Source organism: Streptococcus sp. (assembly GCF_030825805.1).
In the GTDB taxonomy this organism is placed as follows: Bacteria; Bacillota; Bacilli; order Lactobacillales; family Streptococcaceae; genus Streptococcus.
Window position 1 is genome coordinate 1 of the sequence record NZ_JAPJPF010000002.1, and the last position, 18,071, is coordinate 18,071.

Annotated in this window: 22 protein-coding genes and 1 pseudogene; 22 read left to right on the forward strand and 1 reads right to left on the reverse strand. The window is 42.1% G+C overall.

The features are described 5' to 3' along the window. Nucleotides 1-217: 217 nt before the first annotated feature. The 21 genes and pseudogenes from truB (RCH62_RS00505) to RCH62_RS00605 form a co-directional block, all read left to right on the forward strand. Nucleotides 218-379 (forward strand): annotated as a pseudogene (gene truB / locus RCH62_RS00505) (tRNA pseudouridine(55) synthase TruB); the annotation flags it as partial. Next, nucleotides 357-644 (forward strand): hypothetical protein, encoded by a 288-nt coding sequence (locus RCH62_RS00510; RefSeq protein WP_306474370.1) that lies wholly within the window; start codon nt 357-359, stop codon nt 642-644. The pseudogene truB (RCH62_RS00505) and the gene RCH62_RS00510, both read left to right, overlap by 23 nt. Further along, entirely contained in the window at nt 644-757 is a 114-nt protein-coding gene (locus RCH62_RS00515) for a DUF4176 domain-containing protein (RefSeq protein WP_306474371.1), read from the forward strand. The genes RCH62_RS00510 and RCH62_RS00515 overlap by 1 nt, the downstream gene beginning before the upstream one ends. 44 nt (nt 758-801) lie before the next feature. Then, a complete protein-coding gene (locus RCH62_RS00520) occupies nt 802-1,563 on the forward strand; it encodes a hypothetical protein (protein ID WP_306474372.1) in 762 nt (253 codons plus the stop codon). A 97-nt stretch (nt 1,564-1,660) separates the two neighbouring features. Then, entirely contained in the window at nt 1,661-2,371 is a 711-nt protein-coding gene (locus RCH62_RS00525; protein WP_306474373.1) for a hypothetical protein, read from the forward strand. A 30-nt stretch (nt 2,372-2,401) separates the two neighbouring features. Continuing rightward, on the forward strand, nt 2,402-2,935 hold the full coding sequence (locus RCH62_RS00530; protein WP_306474374.1) for a hypothetical protein: 534 nt from the start codon (nt 2,402-2,404) through the stop codon (nt 2,933-2,935). 184 nt (nt 2,936-3,119) lie between these two features. Further along, nucleotides 3,120-3,548 (forward strand): hypothetical protein, encoded by a 429-nt coding sequence (locus tag RCH62_RS00535; RefSeq protein ID WP_306474375.1) that lies wholly within the window; start codon nt 3,120-3,122, stop codon nt 3,546-3,548. A gap of 1 nt (nt 3,549) precedes the next feature. Continuing rightward, nucleotides 3,550-4,026, forward strand: a complete 477-nt coding sequence (locus tag RCH62_RS00540; protein WP_236128055.1) for a DUF5085 family protein — start codon at nt 3,550-3,552, stop codon at nt 4,024-4,026. Between the two features lie 192 nt (nt 4,027-4,218). Next, nucleotides 4,219-5,115: a tRNA pseudouridine(55) synthase TruB gene (gene truB / locus RCH62_RS00545; RefSeq protein ID WP_236128056.1), complete on the forward strand. Its 897-nt coding sequence runs from the start codon at nt 4,219-4,221 to the stop codon at nt 5,113-5,115. 4 nt (nt 5,116-5,119) lie between these two features. Then, nucleotides 5,120-6,037 carry a bifunctional riboflavin kinase/FAD synthetase gene (locus RCH62_RS00550; protein WP_023022823.1) on the forward strand — a complete coding sequence of 306 codons (918 nt, stop codon included), beginning with the start codon at nt 5,120-5,122 and terminating at the stop codon, nt 6,035-6,037. Between the two features lie 127 nt (nt 6,038-6,164). Then, on the forward strand, nt 6,165-6,566 hold the full coding sequence (locus RCH62_RS00555; protein WP_040803090.1) for a Spx/MgsR family RNA polymerase-binding regulatory protein: 402 nt from the start codon (nt 6,165-6,167) through the stop codon (nt 6,564-6,566). A gap of 1 nt (nt 6,567) precedes the next feature. Further along, on the forward strand, nt 6,568-6,846 hold the full coding sequence (locus RCH62_RS00560; RefSeq protein WP_023026658.1) for a UPF0223 family protein: 279 nt from the start codon (nt 6,568-6,570) through the stop codon (nt 6,844-6,846). Continuing rightward, complete coding sequence (locus RCH62_RS00565) at nt 6,836-7,609, forward strand: inositol monophosphatase family protein (RefSeq protein WP_023022828.1); 774 nt, start codon at nt 6,836-6,838, stop codon at nt 7,607-7,609. Before RCH62_RS00560 ends, RCH62_RS00565 begins: the two co-directional genes overlap by 11 nt. Beyond that, nucleotides 7,606-8,910 (forward strand): RsmF rRNA methyltransferase first C-terminal domain-containing protein, encoded by a 1,305-nt coding sequence (locus RCH62_RS00570; RefSeq protein WP_129822186.1) that lies wholly within the window; start codon nt 7,606-7,608, stop codon nt 8,908-8,910. The genes RCH62_RS00565 and RCH62_RS00570 overlap by 4 nt, the downstream gene beginning before the upstream one ends. Before the next feature lie 130 nt (nt 8,911-9,040). After that, entirely contained in the window at nt 9,041-9,907 is an 867-nt protein-coding gene (locus tag RCH62_RS00575) for a phosphate ABC transporter substrate-binding protein PstS family protein (RefSeq protein WP_023022832.1), read from the forward strand. Nucleotides 9,908-9,924: 17 nt separating this feature from the next. Further along, nucleotides 9,925-10,836, forward strand: a complete 912-nt coding sequence (pstC, locus tag RCH62_RS00580) for a phosphate ABC transporter permease subunit PstC (protein ID WP_048717261.1) — start codon at nt 9,925-9,927, stop codon at nt 10,834-10,836. Continuing rightward, a complete protein-coding gene (gene pstA, locus RCH62_RS00585) occupies nt 10,826-11,710 on the forward strand; it encodes a phosphate ABC transporter permease PstA (RefSeq protein ID WP_233331654.1) in 885 nt (294 codons plus the stop codon). The genes pstC and pstA overlap by 11 nt, the downstream gene beginning before the upstream one ends. A gap of 11 nt (nt 11,711-11,721) precedes the next feature. After that, a complete protein-coding gene (gene pstB, locus RCH62_RS00590) occupies nt 11,722-12,525 on the forward strand; it encodes a phosphate ABC transporter ATP-binding protein PstB (protein WP_048689960.1) in 804 nt (267 codons plus the stop codon). A gap of 36 nt (nt 12,526-12,561) precedes the next feature. Beyond that, the gene (gene pstB / locus RCH62_RS00595; RefSeq protein ID WP_006597331.1) at nt 12,562-13,320 is read left to right on the forward strand and encodes a phosphate ABC transporter ATP-binding protein PstB; all 759 of its coding nucleotides are present in this window, start codon (nt 12,562-12,564) and stop codon (nt 13,318-13,320) included. 14 nt (nt 13,321-13,334) lie between these two features. Beyond that, on the forward strand, nt 13,335-13,988 hold the full coding sequence (phoU, locus tag RCH62_RS00600) for a phosphate signaling complex protein PhoU (protein ID WP_006596567.1): 654 nt from the start codon (nt 13,335-13,337) through the stop codon (nt 13,986-13,988). Nucleotides 13,989-14,119: 131 nt separating this feature from the next. Beyond that, on the forward strand, nt 14,120-16,663 hold the full coding sequence (locus RCH62_RS00605; RefSeq protein WP_306474409.1) for a M1 family metallopeptidase: 2,544 nt from the start codon (nt 14,120-14,122) through the stop codon (nt 16,661-16,663). A 56-nt stretch (nt 16,664-16,719) separates the two neighbouring features. On the opposite strand, the gene RCH62_RS00610 is transcribed toward RCH62_RS00605, so the two are convergent. Continuing rightward, the gene (locus tag RCH62_RS00610; protein WP_042361035.1) at nt 16,720-17,262 is read right to left on the reverse strand and encodes a biotin transporter BioY; all 543 of its coding nucleotides are present in this window, start codon (nt 17,260-17,262) and stop codon (nt 16,720-16,722) included. Between the two features lie 205 nt (nt 17,263-17,467). Here RCH62_RS00610 and RCH62_RS00615 point away from each other — a divergent pair, with 205 nt between their 5' ends. Further along, entirely contained in the window at nt 17,468-18,058 is a 591-nt protein-coding gene (locus tag RCH62_RS00615) for a hypothetical protein (RefSeq protein ID WP_023022846.1), read from the forward strand. Nucleotides 18,059-18,071: the final 13 nt, after the last annotated feature.

Consider the following 18,071-nt stretch of genomic DNA (forward strand, 5'->3'; position numbering starts at 1 on the left):
TACCAAATCCAATAACAATAACATCATACATTAACATATGTTACACCTTCTTTCGTTTTCTATTGTATCAAACCCATTTTAAAAAGTCTGAAATCTGCTACGGGTTTTTTTGGAAGCTCATGGGAAGTGGGAAAGAGGGACAAGAAGTCTCGTTTCATGGTATAATAAAGGGTCGGTGTCCCGGATGGTCACACATGAGTTAAAAAGAGTAAATCAGATGGACGGAATTACCAATGTAAAAAAAGAAACAGGCATGACTTCGCATGATGAGGTCTTTAAACTGCGAAAAATCCTAGGTACCAAGAAGATTGGCCATGGGGGAACGCTAGATCCTGATGTGGTGGGAGTTCTTCCGATTGCAGTTGTCCAAGGCGCCAGATGCGAAAGACGGTAAGGCAAAACTCGTTGCTCAAGCCCATGCCATAAAAGATATTTTGTTCAATAAAGAAGTGAATGACTACTTCGACACCACTGAACCAGAAAATAGGCTAGCTCGAATCATGTTTTCTTATTACGGGGCTCTCAATGCCCAATTAAAAGGAGATGAAGCTCGTACTCGCAGTTTGTTTGAAAGCATCTCCCATGAAAATCCAGAACTCTTTTATGTTCAGGAAGCGAAGAAATATTTAGAAGGAGAAAACTGATGTCAGAATGTACTACTTTACCGATTGGGAGTGTTGTTCGGGTGAGAGAAGGTGTGGAGCCTGTCATGATTGTTAATCATTGTCCAGATACTAAAAAGCAGAGGCAAAAATGAAACTAGGACCATTTGGATTGGGCTTATTAATAGGGGGATAAAACATGGAAATACAATTAAAATTACGTGGAAACTCAGAAGGATTTATCCTTGAGTCAAAATTACCTGATGATGAACATTGGACTGAAAGAATTGAAATCGTTCAAGAAGATGAAGGTTATCGTCTATATGCAAAAGATGTAGAAATTCTAGTCTTGAAAGTATCAGAATTCATTTCTAAGAAGAAAAGAATAGTCGCAAGAGGGTTAAATAAGGATTTGATTTATTATGAAGAAAAAAGATTTGAACATTTATGGGAACAAGCATACTGGCATGGAGTTTTTCAATTCAATTTAAATAACTATGAAATGACGAGTGTAGGTTCAGGTAGTAAAGGAGATATTTCACCTGTCACAAAAGATGGCATTCCGATTGCCGTTTATGCTGCAAGTAATATTGCAATTGCTGGAAAGAGAAACTTTTCTCTCTATACTGAAAATATTGACGAAATTGACAATTTACTGATGTTTTACGTAATTGATTATATTAGGGGATATGACTTTTTAGATATTGATTCTTTATCTGCAAGATATCGTTTCTTTTATCAATTCAATGATCGCTCAGCTATAACGAAGGAACATTTAGATATGCTTCCAGAGGCTAGAAGACCTTCTAAGTTAGAGGCGTTTATCGTCTATTTTTTATCAGCCTTCCTTGTTGTAGGTGTAAGCTTGGTATCATTACGCCCTTTGTTCGCATTTTTAGTAGCAATACTGATACATTTTATTTATACTATCATAAAGAATTGGAGAGATAGAGGTGAATAGTAGATTATTTACCTATTGATTTATTATTGATACTGCATTAAAAGAAATATTAAAAAGGTGCCAATAGCCTAATTAAAGGCATGAGAGGATGGTTTAAATGATTATTGAAAGAATCAAAAAATATTTTGACTTTCAAAGAAGTATAATAAAGGGGCCTGTTCCACTGTGGGGCGTATTAAACGGGATTTTTATTCTATATCCTATAGCCTTTTTTATATTTATGGCAGGAGGGTTAGAGGTTCTAAATAATGAGGACTTATATCAAGGGCTACTTATTACAGGGATTGTTGTTTGGGTTTTAAATCTAGTATTTTTACTGGATCTTAAGCGAGGGATTTTAACCAGTTTTGGAACCTATCTCATGTATTTGACTGGTCATGTTTATACCATTATTGGTTTTAGTAGTTTGAGTGGGGACCATAACTTTATTGTTCTAAAGTTATCTCTCCCCCTTATCTATGCCATTGTAATTATTATCGTCATGAGCTGTTTGGTTGACTTGGACTCTGAAGAAATTATCTCGGAGAAGACTGGAAAAATTATGCTTAATTTTGTAGTGGGACCGATAATACTTTTATCTCTTTGCTTTATTTTTCTAGCTATCATTGGATATGATTTTTTAATGGGATGGGGAGTATCCTTATTTTTAATGATTTTTGGCTCTGCTTTATATCAAACATGGTTTATAATTATCTATTCCTACCAACACCGCCATGATATAGAGAAAACAAGACCAATCAAGCATATAAAGGTAAACCCAGATATGATTTCAAATCGAGAATTTGACAGTGATAGATTTAAAAAGTAAAGTTCTCAAAGGCATGAGAGGATGGTTTAAATGATACTGGAACGAATTAAAAAAACGTTTGAATTTCAACGAAGCAAAATAAAAGGCCCTGTTCCACATTGGGGAGTGTTAAATGGGATTTTTATTTTATATCCTATAGCCTTTTTTATGTTTATGGCAGGAGGGTTAGAGGTTCTAAAAAATGAGGACTTATTTCAAGGGCTGCTTATTGCAGGGATTGTTGTTTGGGTTTTTAATCTAGTGTTTTTACTGGATCTTAAGCGAGGGATATTAACCAGTTTTGGAACCTATCTCATGTATCTGACTGGTCATATTTATATCATTATTGGTTTTGGTGCTATGAGTGGGGACCATAACTTTATTGGTCTAAAGCTATCCCTCCCTCTTATTCAATCCATTATTGTTATAGTCGTCATGAGCTGCTTGGTCAATTTGGACTCTGAAGAAATTATCTCGCAGAAAGCCAGCAAATTTATGCTTAACTTTGTATTCGCTCCCCCGCTTATTATATCGTGTGTCTGTATATTTTTAGCGATGATTGGATATGAATATTTTTGGGGATAGGGTGTATCCTTATTTTCGATGACCTTTGGACATTTGTTTTATGCTACGTGGTTTATAATTATCTATGCCTACCAACATCGTCATGATATTGAGGAAACAAGACCAATTAAGCATATAGAAGTTTCTTCGGATTTGATTCAAAATAAAGAATTTGATAAAAATAGATTTAAAAAGGAAAAGAAACATGATTAAAGAAATCCAGATTCATATGGAACATTTGATGACAGACCAGGTCCATATTCGTGGAGAAGAGTTATTGGAGTTGTTTGTCCATACAGAACTCTTACCCTATACCAATGGCATCTATAAAGATGGTCCGACCATTTTTGAAATGACTCCAACTCAGTTTGATGAAGAAGAACAGGACGTTACCATTTATATACCTGTCATTTCTGAAACAAATTCAACTAGCCAACTAAAATACCAAGCCAGTTTAAGTATTGAGGGTATCAGCAAACGTGTGCCATTTGAAGATGGTTTGGACCAGTCCATCTACGAGATGAAGGATTACATCAGAGACCACGGTTGGGAGTTGCAAGATAAGTTGTATCTGGTCTTGATACCTGTTTATGATGATTTGTTTGTAGATTTGATTATCCCAGTGGAGAAGTAAAATGGCAGAAATTACATATGGTATGAATCAATCATTAATGATGAGTAATGTCTTAAGTATCGATTACAACATTGCTGGTGATGAAATTGCAGTAGCCTTTCAAGATATGGTTCAAACAGCCGTAGCGGCTGGGTATACCCCAAAAAGCAATCCCTTTTACTCATGTCCTCATATCGGAGAGTTGGATGATGGGACATACAATATAACAGTCTATCTTCCCGTTCATGAGGATTATTTAGGAGAGAATGAATTACTTGAAGGGACTGCTTATAACAGTTATTTTTTAGTTCCTAGAATGGTAGGAACTAGAGTTACTGGGGAGGAAGCAGTTAACTTTGATAAGGCTATATACGGTTTAACCAATTTATTGATTGACAATGACTTAGAAGAATCTACACCCATATTTTATATTTCAAGTAAGATAAATGATGTTTTATATACAGATATCATGGTAGGGGTTCGAGATAAAATGAATTGAGTTTTGATAAATTAAATTCGGTTACATGGGAAATATGAAATAACAGAAATATAGTTAAAGCATTAAATGAAGCTTATTTCATTTTCAGTTTTGCTTATACTATTATTCATTATTTTGGTTTTTACTGGTATTTTAAAGAAATAATAATTACTTATTTACTACATGAGAAAAAGTGAAACTAGAAAGCAACACATGAACGGTATTATCAACTTAAAAAAAGAAGCAGGGATGACCTCGCATGATGCGGTTTTTAAACTGCGTAAGATATTAGGGACTAAGAAGATTGGCCATGGTGGGACCTTGGATCCAGATGTTGTGGGCGTTTTACCCATTGCTGTAGGGAAGGCGACTCGCATGGTAGAGTTTATGCAGGATGAGGGTAAGGTCTACGAGGGGGAAATCACTTTGGGATATTCTACAACGACCGAGGATGCTAGTGGGGAAGTCGTAGAGCGGACCCCAGTGGAAGCCCCTTTAGATGCAACAGAGGTGGACCGCATGATTGCCCAGATGGTGGGAGAAATGGAGCAGATACCGCCTATGTACTCAGCAGTCAAGGTCAACGGACGTAAGCTCTATGAATATGCGCGGGCAGGAGAAGTAGTGGAACGCCCTGTCCGACAGGTGACGATTTATGACTTTACGCGCATCGGTGAGATTAGCTACGAGGAAGGACTAGCCCGTTTTCGCTTCCGGGTCAAATGCAGCAAGGGGACCTATATCCGGACCTTGTCGGTGGATTTGGGCCAAAAGCTAGGCTATGCAGCCCATATGTCCCATCTGACCCGAACCAGTGCTGCCGGTTTGTCACTGGATGATGCCCTGACCCTGGAAGAAGTGGCTGAAAAAGTAGGGCAAGGAGATTTGAGCTTCCTTCATCCACTTGAGATTGGAACTGGGGATTTGGAAAAAGTAGAGCTGACAGCCCAAGAGGTTGGCGAAGTCCAAGTGGGACGCTTTATTCCAGTTGAGAGCGAAGCCAGAGAGTTAGCTGCGTTTTACCAAGGGAAATTGGTAGCCATTATGGAAAAAAGGGAAGAACTTTACAAACCTCGCAAGGTTTTTCTGACAGAAAGTGTGTTACAATAAATTTATGAACATTTGTTATGTAACTAGTGAAAAAGAAATAAAAGCTCAAGCAGATACCGTTCTTGTCTTGGGCTATTTTGACGGTCTTCACAGAGGGCATCAGGAGCTATTTCGGACAGCTCGCGCCATTGCGGATGAGCAAGGACTTCGAGTAGCTGTCTTGACCTTTCCAGAATCTCCAAAATTGGCCTTTGCCCGTTACCAACCAGAATTACTCCTCCACCTTCAAAATCCAGAGGAACGCTTTAAACGAATGGAAGAACTTGGAGTAGATGATCTTTATCTCATTGATTTTACCAGTGATTTTGCGGCTCATACTGCTGAAGAATTCGTTGCTACCTACCTAACATCACTTCGAGCGCGTGTCTTAGTGGCAGGATTTGATTATAGCTTTGGTAGTGACAAGAAAGTAGCTAGTGATTTGGAGACCTATTTTAAAGGCCAAGTCATAGTGGTTCCCCCTGTCCTAGACCAGGGAGAAAAAATCAGCTCGACCCGTATTCGGCAGGCTATTTCATCAGGCCAGGTCAAAGAAGCAGCCAATCTTTTAGGCTATCCCCTATCCAGTCGTGGTATTGTCGTTCATGGGGATGCAAGAGGTCGAACCATTGGTTTTCCAACAGCCAATCTTGCACCTATCGATCGGACACATCTTCCTCAAGATGGTGTTTATGTCGTCGAAGTAGAAGTGCTAGGGAAGCGTCATCGTGGGATGGCCTCTGTAGGTAAAAACTCGACCTTTGATGGGACGGAACTTCGCTTTGAAGCCAATATCTTTGATTTTTCAAAAGATATTTATGGACATACGATTCGGATTTTTTGGTTAGACAAGATTCGAGAAATGGTCAAATTTGACAGTGTAGAAGCGCTTGTGGAGCAACTGCGTCAGGATGAGATCATAGCTCGTCAATGGACCAGATAACTTTTGTTAGAAATTCTCCCTTAAGGGGAGAATTTTCTTTGTCTAAATTCAAAAATCACTATGCAAGCACCGAATAATTTTGTATAATAGAGTTAGCTAAGTGTGTCCAAAAAAAGAAGAGAAGAACATGATTACATTATTTTTGTCTCCGAGTTGTACATCCTGTCGGAAGGCCCGGGCTTGGTTAGAAAAACATGAGGTTCCTTTTAAGGAACACAATATTATGACGAGTCCTCTAACAACTGAGGAGTTGCGTAATATTTTAGCTCTAACTGAGAACGGTACAGACGATATTATTTCAACTCGTTCTAAAATTTTTCAGAAGTTAAATGTTGATGTAGAGGATTTATCGATTTCTGCTTTGATTAAGCTCATTGAGGAAAATCCTAGTCTTTTGCGTCGCCCAATTATTCTAGACAAGAAACGGATGCAAATTGGTTTCAATGAGGACGAAATCCGCGCATTTCTTCCTCGAGGATATCGTAAGGAAGAGTTAAGATCTGCTACATTAAGAGCGGAGATCCATTAATATGAATAAGAATTATAGTTACCCACTCGATTTATCGTGGAGCACTGAAGAGCTTGCTTCGGTGCTTTCTTTTTTTAATCAGGTTGAACAAGCCTATGAACAAAAGGCAGATGCCCGCATCTACCTAGAAGCCTATAAGGCCTTTAAGAAAGTTGTCCCAAGTATTGGCGAAGAAAAGCGTCTGGGCAAGGAATTTGAAGAGGTCAGTGGCTACTCACTTTACCGCGCAACCAAAGTTGCGAAAGAAAAAGGGGAAGGATGGTTTTCGATTGATCAATAAATTAGAATTTGCTAAGACCATTGTCAAAGAAGCAGGAAGCTATCTAAGAGAACACTTACATGACCAGCTAGCGATTACTGTCAAAACAAATCCGACGGATTTGGTGACTCAGATGGATCAGAAAGTGCAAGCAACCTTAGTCCATAAGATATTAGAAGCTTATCCAGAAGACCAAATTTTCGCTGAAGAAGATGAGCTTCGTGCGCCTATTCACTCCGGCAAGGTCTGGGTGATTGATCCCATTGATGGGACCAATAATTTTGTGACCCAAAAAGAAGATTTTGCTGTAATGGTTGCCTATTTTGAAGAAGGGATTGGCCAGTTTGGCTTGATCTATGATGTCATGCGCGACCATCTCTTTTTTGGTGGAAAGGATTTTGGAGTCTTTTGCAATGACAAAGAACTGAAACCATTTCAAAATCGGCCTCTTGGGGACTTATTAGTGGCTTCCAATGTTGGCATGCTCAAATCCAACGCTTGGGGCATGGCGGATCTGGGAGCAGAGTGCTTGGGGATTCGAGTCTATGGGAGCGCTGGTATCAGCTTTACCAAGATTCTATCTGGTGGTATTTTAGGCTACTTTAGCTATATCTGGCCTTGGGATTATGCTGCTGCTGCCATTATGGGCGAGTGTCTAGGTTACTCGGTCCTGACCTTGGAAGGGAAAGAACCCAACTATGAGACCTTGGAGCCCATTATGATGGTGCCGACTTGTAAACTAGATGAAATTCAACCTTTTTTGACGAAAGGAAAAAACGCATGACCTTTCCTCAAGGATTTAAAGAAAAGTATCGCCAATTACTTGGAGAAGAGGCTGAAGCCTTCTTTCAAACTTTTGATGAACCAGCCGTTTCTGCCTATCGAACCAATCCATTAAAGGAAGTGCAAATCAGAGGCGATGAGCCCATTCCAGGCATGCCTTGGAGTTACTATGGTAAGGTATCGGGGAAATCCATTGCCCATGTCACAGGTTTGGTCTACTCGCAAGAACCCGCTGCCCAAATGGTGGCTCAAGTAGCGCATCCCAGTCCGGGTATGAAGGTCTTGGATCTTGCGGCAGCCCCTGGTGGAAAGACGACTCACTTGCTCTCTTATTTAGGCAATCAAGGCCTCCTTATTTCTAATGAGATTCACAAGGGACGCTCCAAGATTCTGGTCGAGAATGTTGAACGCTTTGGTGCTCGTAACGTCGTGGTGACCAATGAATCAGCCGAACGTTTGGCAAAGGTTTTCCCAGCCTTTTTCGATCTGATTGTTTTGGATGCACCATGCTCTGGTGAAGGAATGTTCCGGAAGCAGCCAGATGCCATGGACTACTGGAATCCAGATTATCCAGCTCAATGCGCAAGTCTTCAAAGAGATATCTTAACAGATGCTATCAAGATGCTGGCACCAGGGGGGCAGCTAGTTTATTCGACTTGTACCTGGGCTCCGGAAGAGAACGAAGAGATTGTCTCTTGGCTTTTAGAAGAATATGAACTAGAATTGCTACCGATTGAAAAAATTAATGGTATGGTAGAAGGGATCGGACATCCTGAAACGGCCCGTATGTATCCTCATCATTTCAAGGGTGAAGGGCAATTTGTTGCTAAATTCCTTTATCACGGAGAGCCTGAAGTTAAGAAGTTCAAGGAAGGACGTTCCAATCTAACGGCTGAGCAGAAGAAGTTGTGGCAAGCTTTTGCCAAGGACCGCTTAGCCATCGACTTGGAGGGTCTCTACCAATGTTTTGGAGATCAGCTTTATTTCTTACCATCTGGACTTCCTGATTTGAAAAAGGTCAAGATTGCTCGCAATGGCTTGCACCTTGGCACCTTTAAGAAAAATCGCTTTGAACCTAGCTTTGCTCTGGGCCTAGCTCTGAAACCAGATCAAGTGAAAAAATCAGTCAGCTTGTCGGATCCAGACTTTAGTAAGTACGTGGCTGGAGAGACCATTCAGTTGGAGCAAGATTACGCAAATGGATGGTATCAGGTCCTGGCTGGAGGCAATGGTTTGGGCTTTGCAAAAGTAACGGGACGAACGTTAAAAAATTTCTTTCCAAAAGGCTTGAGATTTAGATAAATTATTAGGAAATGCGGTCTTTCTATGTTATAGTGGAAATAGAGTGATTCTTGCTAGAATACTAGAAGATGACCAAGTGTTTAGAGATAACATTTAAACGATATTTGATTTTGATTCAAGGAGACTTACATTGAATAAATGCAAAAAGCTAGTCCTTGGGCTAGCAACAGTAGCACTTGCAGCTTCTCTATCTGCCTGTGCATCTTGGATTGACCGTGGAGAAGCGATTACAGCTGTTGGATCGACAGCCCTACAACCGCTCGTTGAAGGGGTGGTAGATCGTTATGTGGAAGAACATCCCGGTAAGATTGTTAATGTCCAAGGAGGCGGATCTGGTACAGGTCTTTCTCAGGTCCAATCGGGAGCTGTGGATATTGGAAATAGTGACCTCTTTGCGGAGGAAAAAGATGGAATCGATGCTTCTAGCTTGGTAGACCATCAAGTGGCAGTAGCAGGAACAGCCATCATTGCCAATAAGACTATTTCCGTAGACGATTTGACAACTGAACAATTGCGTAAGATTTTTACTGGTGAATATACCAACTGGAAGCAATTGGGGGGTGAGGATCTCGAAATTACCATTGTGAACCGGGCAGTAGGATCCGGTAGCCGTGCCGTATTCGATGACATCATCATGAATGGGAAAGATCCTAAACAGGCTCAGGAACAGGATTCCAATGGAATGGTGAAGAACATTGTTTCCCAGACTCCAGGTGCCATTTCTTATTTGGCTTTTACCTACGTGGATGATAGTGTCAAAACTATGAAGTTAAATGGCTATGAACCAACTAAGGAAAACGTGGTGAATAATAACTGGCCAATTTGGTCCTACGAACACATGTATACCAAGGGAGAGCCAAGTAAATTGGCCAAGAAATTCTTGGATTATATGATGACAGATGAGGTCCAGCAGGAAATCGTTGGTAAGATGGGCTATATCCCAATCAATGATATGAAAGTCAGCCGTGATCTTGACGGTAACATTACGAAGAAATAAGAAGAATTAGGTAAAAAATGAACGAAGTAGCAAAAAAAATGCTCGCAAAGTCCAATAATTCTCGTTTGGAAAAATTTGGTAAAACCATTACCTTCTGTTGTATGAGTTTAATTGTCTTTGTTGTAGCTTTGATTTTGATTTTTGTAGCCCAAAAGGGATTATCGACCTTCTTTGTCAACAAGGTCAATGTCTTTAGTTTCCTTTTCGGATCCACATGGAATCCATCTGGAAAAGAATTTGGGGCTTTGCCAATGATCTTGGGGTCCTTCATTGTAACCCTTTTGTCTGCCTTGGTGGCGACACCTTTTGCCATCGGTGCGGCAGTCTTTATGACAGAAGTTTCTCCTAAGGGAGCTCGCCTCTTACAACCAGCTATTGAATTGTTGGTAGGGATTCCTTCTGTTGTATATGGATTTATTGGTTTGCAAGTGGTGGTTCCATTTGTTCGTTCCATCTTTGGTGGGACAGGGTTTGGGATTTTGTCAGGGGTCTTTGTCCTCTTTGTCATGATCCTTCCAACTGTGACCTTTATGACAACAGACAGCTTACGGGCAGTGCCTCGTCACTATCGGGAAGCGAGTATGGCTATGGGAGCGACTCGTTGGCAAACGATTTGGCATGTCACCTTAAAGGCGGCTCGCTCAGGTATTTTTACGGCAGTTGTCTTTGGAATGGCCCGTGCCTTCGGTGAAGCCTTGGCTATCCAGATGGTGGTCGGAAACTCAGCGGTTGTTCCAAATTCTTTAACAACGCCAGCTTCCACCTTGACCTCTATTTTGACCATGGGTATCGGAAATACGGTTATGGGAACTGTTAACAACAACGTTCTCTGGTCACTTGCCTTGGTGCTCTTGCTGATGAGTTTGGCATTCAACAGCGTTATCAAATTGATCACGAAAGAAAGAGGTAAGAAGAACTATGCACGCTAAAAAAATGGATAAGATAGCGACAGGGGTTCTCTATGCAATTGCTGGAATTATTGTCACTATTCTTGCTTCTTTGATTCTCTATATCCTGGTTAGAGGGTTGCCACATGTGTCTTGGACCTTCTTGACCAGCAAATCCTCTTCTTACCAAGCAGGTGGAGGGATTGGGATTCAGCTCTATAATTCCTTCTTCCTCTTAGTCATTACCTTGATTATTTCCTTCCCACTTTCATTAGGGGCAGGGATCTACTTGTCAGAGTATGCCAAGAAGGGCCCATTGACCAATTTGGTTCGGACCTGTATTGAGATCTTGTCTTCTCTCCCATCGGTCGTAGTTGGTCTCTTTGGTTATTTGGTCTTTGTAGTGCAGTTCCAATATGGTTTCTCGATTATTTCTGGAGCCTTGGCCTTGACGGTCTTTAACCTGCCACAGATGACACGAAACATTGAAGATAGTTTGCAAAATGTCCACCATACACAAAGGGAAGCCGGCCTTGCGCTTGGAATTTCTCGTTGGGAAACTGTGATTCACGTGGTGGTACCTGAAGCCTTGCCAAGTATTATTACGGGTGTCGTACTAGCTTCTGGGCGGATCTTTGGGGAAGCAGCGGCCTTGATTTATACTGCTGGTCAGTCTGCCCCAGCCTTGGATTGGAGCAACTGGAACCTCTTTAGTGTCACCAGTCCGATCTCTATTTTCCGTCAAGCAGAAACCCTAGCGGTCCACATTTGGAAGGTCAATAGTGAAGGAACCATTCCAGATGCGATTGAAGTATCTGCTGGATCGGCTGCAGTTTTGTTGATCTTCATTTTGATTTTCAACTTCGGAGCGCGTAAGCTCGGTACTTACCTCCATAAGAAATTAACCTCAGCATAAAAGGAGAAGAAATGTCAAAGTACAATTGGGATGAGAAACATATCATTACTTTTCCTGAAGAAAAAGTGGTCCTTTCGACCAAAGACTTGCATGTTTACTATGGTTCAAATGAATCCATCAAAGGCGTGGATATGCAATTTGAGAAGAATAAAATTACAGCTTTGATCGGTCCTTCTGGATCTGGGAAATCCACCTATCTCAGAAGTTTGAACCGGATGAACGATACCATTGATATTGCGCGTGTGACTGGGGAGATCTGGTACGAAGGGATTGACGTTAACCGTCCAGATATCAATGTCTATGAAATGAGAAAGCATATCGGAATGGTCTTTCAACGACCAAATCCCTTTGCCAAGTCTATCTACCGCAATATCACCTTCCCCCACGAGCGGGCAGGTGTCAAAGACAAGAAGGTCTTGGACGAAATCGTCGAAAAATCTTTGAAGCAAGCAGCCCTCTGGGATCAGGTCAAGGATGACTTGCACAAGTCCGCATTGACCCTCTCTGGTGGTCAACAGCAACGCCTTTGTATTGCCCGTGCAATCTCCGTTAAACCAGAGATTTTGCTCATGGATGAGCCAGCTTCAGCCTTGGACCCTATCGCGACTGCTCAGTTGGAAGAAACCATGCTAGAGTTGAAGAAGGACTATACTATTATCATCGTGACCCACAGCATGCAACAGGCAGCTCGGGCCAGCGATTATACAGGATTCTTCTATCTAGGCGATTTGATCGAGTATGATAAAACAGCCAATATCTTCCAAAATGCAAAACTGCAATCGACCAACGATTATGTGTCTGGTCACTTTGGATAGGAATTGGCAACATTGAAATAACATAAGGATGAAAACATGACAGAACCAATTTTGCAAGTCAAGGACTTGTCGGTTTATTACAATAAGAAAAAGGCACTGAATAGTGTGTCACTGGATTTCACCCCTAAAGAAATCACGGCTTTAATCGGTCCTTCTGGATCTGGGAAGTCTACCTTGCTCAAAGCCATCAACCGGATGGGAGATTTGAACCATGAGGTGACGACGACCGGAACCGTCCTCTACAATGGTCACAATATCTATAGTCCACGGACGGATACGGTGGAGCTTCGTAAGGAAATCGGGATGGTCTTTCAACAGCCCAACCCCTTCCCTATGTCTATCTATGACAATGTCACTTACGGACTCATGATCAATGGGGTCAAGGACAAGCAAGTCTTGGATGAAGCAGTCGAAACCTCTTTGAAAAATGCTTCTATTTGGGATGAGGTCAAGGATCGTCTCCATGATTCAGCGATTGGGCTTTCAGGGGGGCAGCAACAACGGGTTTGTGTGGCGCGTGTATTGGCAACCAGTCCAAAGATTATCCTCTTGGATGAGCCAACCTCAGCTTTGGACCCGATTTCTGCTGGAAAGATTGAAGAAACACTTTATGGTTTGAAGGATCGTTACACCATGCTCTTGGTGACGCGGTCTATGCAACAAGCCAGTCGGATCTCGGATAGGACGGCCTTTTTCTTGGATGGGGACCTCATCGAGTATGATGACACCTCAAAAATCTTCTTGAACCCTGCTCGTAAGGAAACAGAAGATTATGTATCAGGGAAGTTTGGATAAGAAAGGGAAAGTAAATGTTACGTGTACAATTTGAAGAAGATTTAGAAAAGCTTCATAACCAGTTTTATGCCATGGGAAATGAAGTCTTGACCCAGATCAACCGCACGGTTCGAGCTTTTGTCACTCATGACCGTGATCTGGCACGTCAGGTGATCGAAGATGATGCGGAGATTAATGAGTATGAAGTGAAGTTGGAGCGCAAATCCTTTGAGATGATTGCCCTTCAACAACCGGTTTCTCAGGACCTTCGGATGGTGATGACAGTCTTAAAAGCTGTATCTGACGTTGAGCGTATGGGAGACCATGCGGTATCTATCGCCCGTGCAACCATCCGTATGAAGGGAGAACTTCGTAGTAAGGTTGTAGAAGAAGAAATTAGCAAAATGGGTCGAGAAGTCAAAGACTTTGTTGAAGCAACCTTGGAGCTCTACTTAAAAGGGGATGTTGAAACGGCCTATGAAGTAGCGACTCGCGATGAAAAGATTAATGAGTATTATGATCGTATTCAAGAGTTGGCAACGGAAGAAATCAAGCATAATCCTGACTTGATTATCACTGGACGTGATTACTTCCAAGTCATCAACTACTTGGAGCGTATTGGTGATTACGCTAAAAATATCTGTGAGTGGGTTGTCTACTTCGAAACTGGAAAAATTGTGGAATTATAAGAAAAGAAAGTCTGAGGTCATGATCTCAGACTTTTGTCTTTTTGTAGATCTGGTTTTGCCCCCTCTTACCTTACAGTTAGTAGGATTTATGATAGAATAGAAGGTGAGAAAAAATGAAGAAGGAGTTACTCATGCAAGCAGTTGCACATTTTATTGATACATTTGTACCTGAGCACTACGATCTATTCTTAGATTTGAACCGCTCTAGTAAAACTTTCTCAGGGAAAGTGATCATTAGCGGAGAAGCAAAAGAGACTCGCATCTCTCTTCACCAAAAGGATTTGACCATCGAAACTGTACAAGTAGACGGGCAGGACTGTGCCTTTACAGTCAATGATGAGGAAGAGGCTGTCTTTATCGAAGTTCCTGCTACTGGAAAAGTAAACCTTACCCTCACTTATGCAGGGAAGATTACCGATAATATGACTGGGATTTATCCATCTTACTACACAGTAGATGGTGTGAAGAAGGAAGTGATCTCTACTCAGTTTGAGAGCCATTTTGCGCGTGAAGCCTTCCCAAGTGTGGATGAGCCAGAAGCCAAAGCGACCTTTGATTTGGCTGTGAAGTTTGACCAAGAAGAGGGAGAAATCGTTCTTTCTAACATGCCAGAAATCGATGTGGAAAACCGTAAAGAAACAGGGATTTGGAAGTTTGATACGACTCCACGTATGTCTTCTTATCTCTTGGCCTTTGCGGCTGGAGACCTTCAAGGAGTGACAGCTAAGACCAAGAATGGAACCCTAGTCGGTGTCTACTCTACCAAAGCTCACCCATTAGAAAACTTGGACTTCTCATTGGATATTGCCGTACGTGCTATTGAATTTTATGAAGACTACTATGGCGTGAAGTATCCAATCCCTCAATCTCTTCATATCGCCCTTCCAGACTTCTCTTCAGGTGCGATGGAAAACTGGGGCTTGGTAACCTACCGTGAAGTCTACCTTCTTGTTGATGAGAATTCGACTGCTCAAAGCCGTCAAACAGTAGCCTTAGTGGTGGCTCACGAGTTGGCTCACCAATGGTTCGGAAACCTCGTGACCATGAAATGGTGGGATGACCTCTGGTTGAATGAAAGCTTCGCCAATATGATGGAATATGTCAGCTTGGATGCCATCGAACCAAGCTGGAATATCTTTGAAGACTTCCAAACAACTGGTGTGCCTGCTGCCTTGAAACGCGATGCTACAGATGGCGTTCAATCCGTCCATGTGGAAGTCAAACACCCAGACGAGATCAACACCCTCTTTGACCCAGCCATCGTTTACGCTAAGGGTAGCCGTCTCATGCACATGCTTCGCCGTTGGTTAGGCGATGACGCCTTCCGTAAAGGGTTGAAGATTTACTTTGAAAAACACCAATACGGAAATACCATCGGTCGTGACCTTTGGGATGCTCTTGGGCAAGCTTCAGGTCGTGATGTCGCAGCCTTTATGGATTCTTGGTTGGAGCAACCAGGATACCCTGTTGTCTCAGCTGTTGTAGAGAACGATACCTTGATCATCCGTCAAGAGCAGTTCTTCATCGGAGAAAGAGAAGAAAAAGGCCGCAAGTGGGTTGTTCCTTTAAATAGTAACTGGACAGGTATTCCAGATACCTTGGATACAGAAGTCTTAGAGATTCCAAACTACAGTGCCTTGAAAGCAGCTAACAGCGGTGCTCTTCGCTTTAATACAGAAAATACAGCTCACTATATCAGTGACTACCGTGGGGAATTGTTGGAAGATATCCTTGCTGAACTGGCTAACTTGGATAGCACTTCGAAATTGCAAGTGGTTCAAGAACGTCGTCTCTTAGCGGAAAGTGGTCAAATTTCTTATGCAAGCCTCTTGCCAGTGATTGAACACTTGACAGAAGAAAGTTCCTACTTGGTTGTTTCAGCTGTTTCGAGCGTCTTAGCTGGAATCAGTCTCTTTGTGGATGAAGGAACTGAAACAGAAGCTGCCTTCCATGAGTTGTTGAAACGCTTGAACCGTTACAACTTTGAACGCTTGGGTCTAGAAGCTAAGCCTGGTGAAACAGAAGAAGACGAAAAAGTTCGTCAGCTAATGATTGCTAATATGATCAAGGCCAATGATGAAGCTGCACAAGCACAAGCGAGCGCTATCTTTGAAGCGCACGCAGCTGATCTAGAAAAACTTCCAGCTGCCATTCGCTTGCAAATCTTGGTCAACCAAATCAAACACCAGGAAACCAAGGCGCTTAGCCAACAATATCTGGATACCTATGTGAAGACAGTTGATGGAAACTTTAAACGCCAGTTGGCGGCTGCCCTTTCTTATACCAAGGATGAGGAAACTTTGGAAGCTCTATTGAAGGAGTGGAAGAACAAGGATGTGGTGAAACCTCAGGACTTGGCTATGAGCTGGTACTTCAATTTCTTGCACCATGACTTTACCCAAGGAAGAACCTGGACTTGGGCGCGTGAAAACTGGGATTGGATCAAGAAAGCACTCGGTGGTGATATGAGCTTTGATAAGTTTGTCATCTACCCAGCTAACTGTTTCAAGACCCGTGAACGGTTGAATGAATACAAGGCCTTCTTTGAGCCTCAATTGGATGATATGGCGATCAGCCGTAATATCAAGATGGGAATTAAAGAGATCGCGGCTCGTATCGATCTTATCGAGCGGGAGAAAGCAGCGGTTGAAACAGCCCTTCTAGCAACTAAATAAAGAAAAAAAAGCTCCTAGAGAGGAACCTACAGGTTTGTAGGCCTCTCTAAGAGTTTTTATTTTGCTTTTTTGAAATATGGGAGATGTTTGAGATTGCGATAGAGAATAACTGCGAAAACCGTTGTCAACGTGATCTTAATCAAATCTGGTAATACAAAAGGTAGGACGACCAGTTTTACGGTGAGATCCAAACTCTGGTGGGTAATGAGCATAAAACCTAAGGCACCCCCAATAAAGAGGACGACTTCCCCCAAGGCGTTAGCTAGGAAGATACGAATGGGCTGTCCCTTTTGGCCAGCGAGGCTAGAGGTAACCAAAGCACGAAGGGGAAAGAAGAAAAGGAATCCAGCAGTGGGACCGTAGAAGGAGCTGATGCCTCCGTGACCACCTGCAAAGACGGGGAGGCCAATGGCACCTAAGAGGAGGTAAATGAGAACAGAAAGGGTGGCTTCTTTTGGACGGTAGATGCTGGCGATCAATCCAATCGCTAAAGTCTGAAGCGTGATAGGAATGGGTCCAAGTGGGATTGTAAAAGGAGATAGGGCAGCAATCAGAGCTGCTCCAAGAGCAATTAATGTCATTGATTCTATTTTTTTCAAAACAGTAAACCTCGCTTTATTTTTATGGTAACTATTCTACAAAAAATAATGCAAGCCTGTCAAGTCCTCTATTCAGCTGTGACAATTGTCTCCATCCTCATTTTAGGAAAGTTTAAGAAAAAATTTAGTCACGATTAAGGAAGAATCGGTAAACTATCCCTATCTAAACAAAGGCCTTGTTTAAATAATTTAAGGAATGGAAAGAATGCAAGCTTCGAATGAACAAAAGCAAGAAAGAACTGAAAAAATGATTGTCGTTAAGAAAAGTCCTAAGTGGTGGGCAACTGCCGCAGCAACAGGAGGACTTGTCGTAGGAATGACTGGTGGATTTGGCTTGGGAATGTTGGCGACAGCCAATACGACTCCCCAACGCCAACAAGCAGCAGTAGCTACACAAAATAGTAACCAGCCTGCCCAAAACCATCAAGGACAAAATAGCCATGGGAACGATCAAAATGGACCTTCTAACTCACAAGGTTTTGATGGCCAAAATGGTGGTCCAGGGCAAGGAGAAATGAACGGTCAACCACCTCAAGGAGGGGGCTCGCAAGGTGGTCAAGGACAAGATGGATTTGGTGGAGGACCAGGCGGTATGCCACCGCAAGATGGCCAAAACGGTGGACCAGGACAAGGAGACATGAATGGCCAACCACCACAAAATGGAGGCCCTCAAGGTCAACAAGACAAGCAACAAAATAGTAAATCGAGTAAAAAGTCCTCCAAGAAATCCTCTTCGAAAAAATCGTCTAGCAATACAAACAATTCATCAAAGGATGAGACAGGGACAGCAGGCTAAGAAAAAAGTTGAA

Excerpts from the sequence above, each read along its gene's own strand:
- RCH62_RS00515 (WP_306474371.1), top strand. The coding sequence starts at position 644 with ATGTCAGAATGTACTACTTTACCGATTGGGAGTGTTGTTCGGGTGAGA.
- RCH62_RS00520 (WP_306474372.1), top strand. The coding sequence starts at position 802 with ATGGAAATACAATTAAAATTACGTGGAAACTCAGAAGGATTTATCCTT.
- RCH62_RS00525 (WP_306474373.1), top strand. The coding sequence starts at position 1,661 with ATGATTATTGAAAGAATCAAAAAATATTTTGACTTTCAAAGAAGTATA.
- RCH62_RS00530 (WP_306474374.1), top strand. The coding sequence starts at position 2,402 with ATGATACTGGAACGAATTAAAAAAACGTTTGAATTTCAACGAAGCAAA.
- RCH62_RS00535 (WP_306474375.1), top strand. The coding sequence starts at position 3,120 with ATGATTAAAGAAATCCAGATTCATATGGAACATTTGATGACAGACCAG.
- RCH62_RS00540 (WP_236128055.1), top strand. The coding sequence starts at position 3,550 with ATGGCAGAAATTACATATGGTATGAATCAATCATTAATGATGAGTAAT.
- truB (WP_236128056.1), top strand. The coding sequence starts at position 4,219 with ATGAACGGTATTATCAACTTAAAAAAAGAAGCAGGGATGACCTCGCAT.
- RCH62_RS00550 (WP_023022823.1), top strand. The coding sequence starts at position 5,120 with ATGAACATTTGTTATGTAACTAGTGAAAAAGAAATAAAAGCTCAAGCA.
- RCH62_RS00555 (WP_040803090.1), top strand. The coding sequence starts at position 6,165 with ATGATTACATTATTTTTGTCTCCGAGTTGTACATCCTGTCGGAAGGCC.
- RCH62_RS00560 (WP_023026658.1), top strand. The coding sequence starts at position 6,568 with ATGAATAAGAATTATAGTTACCCACTCGATTTATCGTGGAGCACTGAA.
- RCH62_RS00570 (WP_129822186.1), top strand. The coding sequence starts at position 7,606 with ATGACCTTTCCTCAAGGATTTAAAGAAAAGTATCGCCAATTACTTGGA.
- pstC (WP_048717261.1), top strand. The coding sequence starts at position 9,925 with ATGAACGAAGTAGCAAAAAAAATGCTCGCAAAGTCCAATAATTCTCGT.
- pstA (WP_233331654.1), top strand. The coding sequence starts at position 10,826 with ATGCACGCTAAAAAAATGGATAAGATAGCGACAGGGGTTCTCTATGCA.
- pstB (WP_048689960.1), top strand. The coding sequence starts at position 11,722 with ATGTCAAAGTACAATTGGGATGAGAAACATATCATTACTTTTCCTGAA.
- pstB (WP_006597331.1), top strand. The coding sequence starts at position 12,562 with ATGACAGAACCAATTTTGCAAGTCAAGGACTTGTCGGTTTATTACAAT.
- phoU (WP_006596567.1), top strand. The coding sequence starts at position 13,335 with ATGTTACGTGTACAATTTGAAGAAGATTTAGAAAAGCTTCATAACCAG.
- RCH62_RS00605 (WP_306474409.1), top strand. The coding sequence starts at position 14,120 with ATGCAAGCAGTTGCACATTTTATTGATACATTTGTACCTGAGCACTAC.
- RCH62_RS00615 (WP_023022846.1), top strand. The coding sequence starts at position 17,468 with ATGCAAGCTTCGAATGAACAAAAGCAAGAAAGAACTGAAAAAATGATT.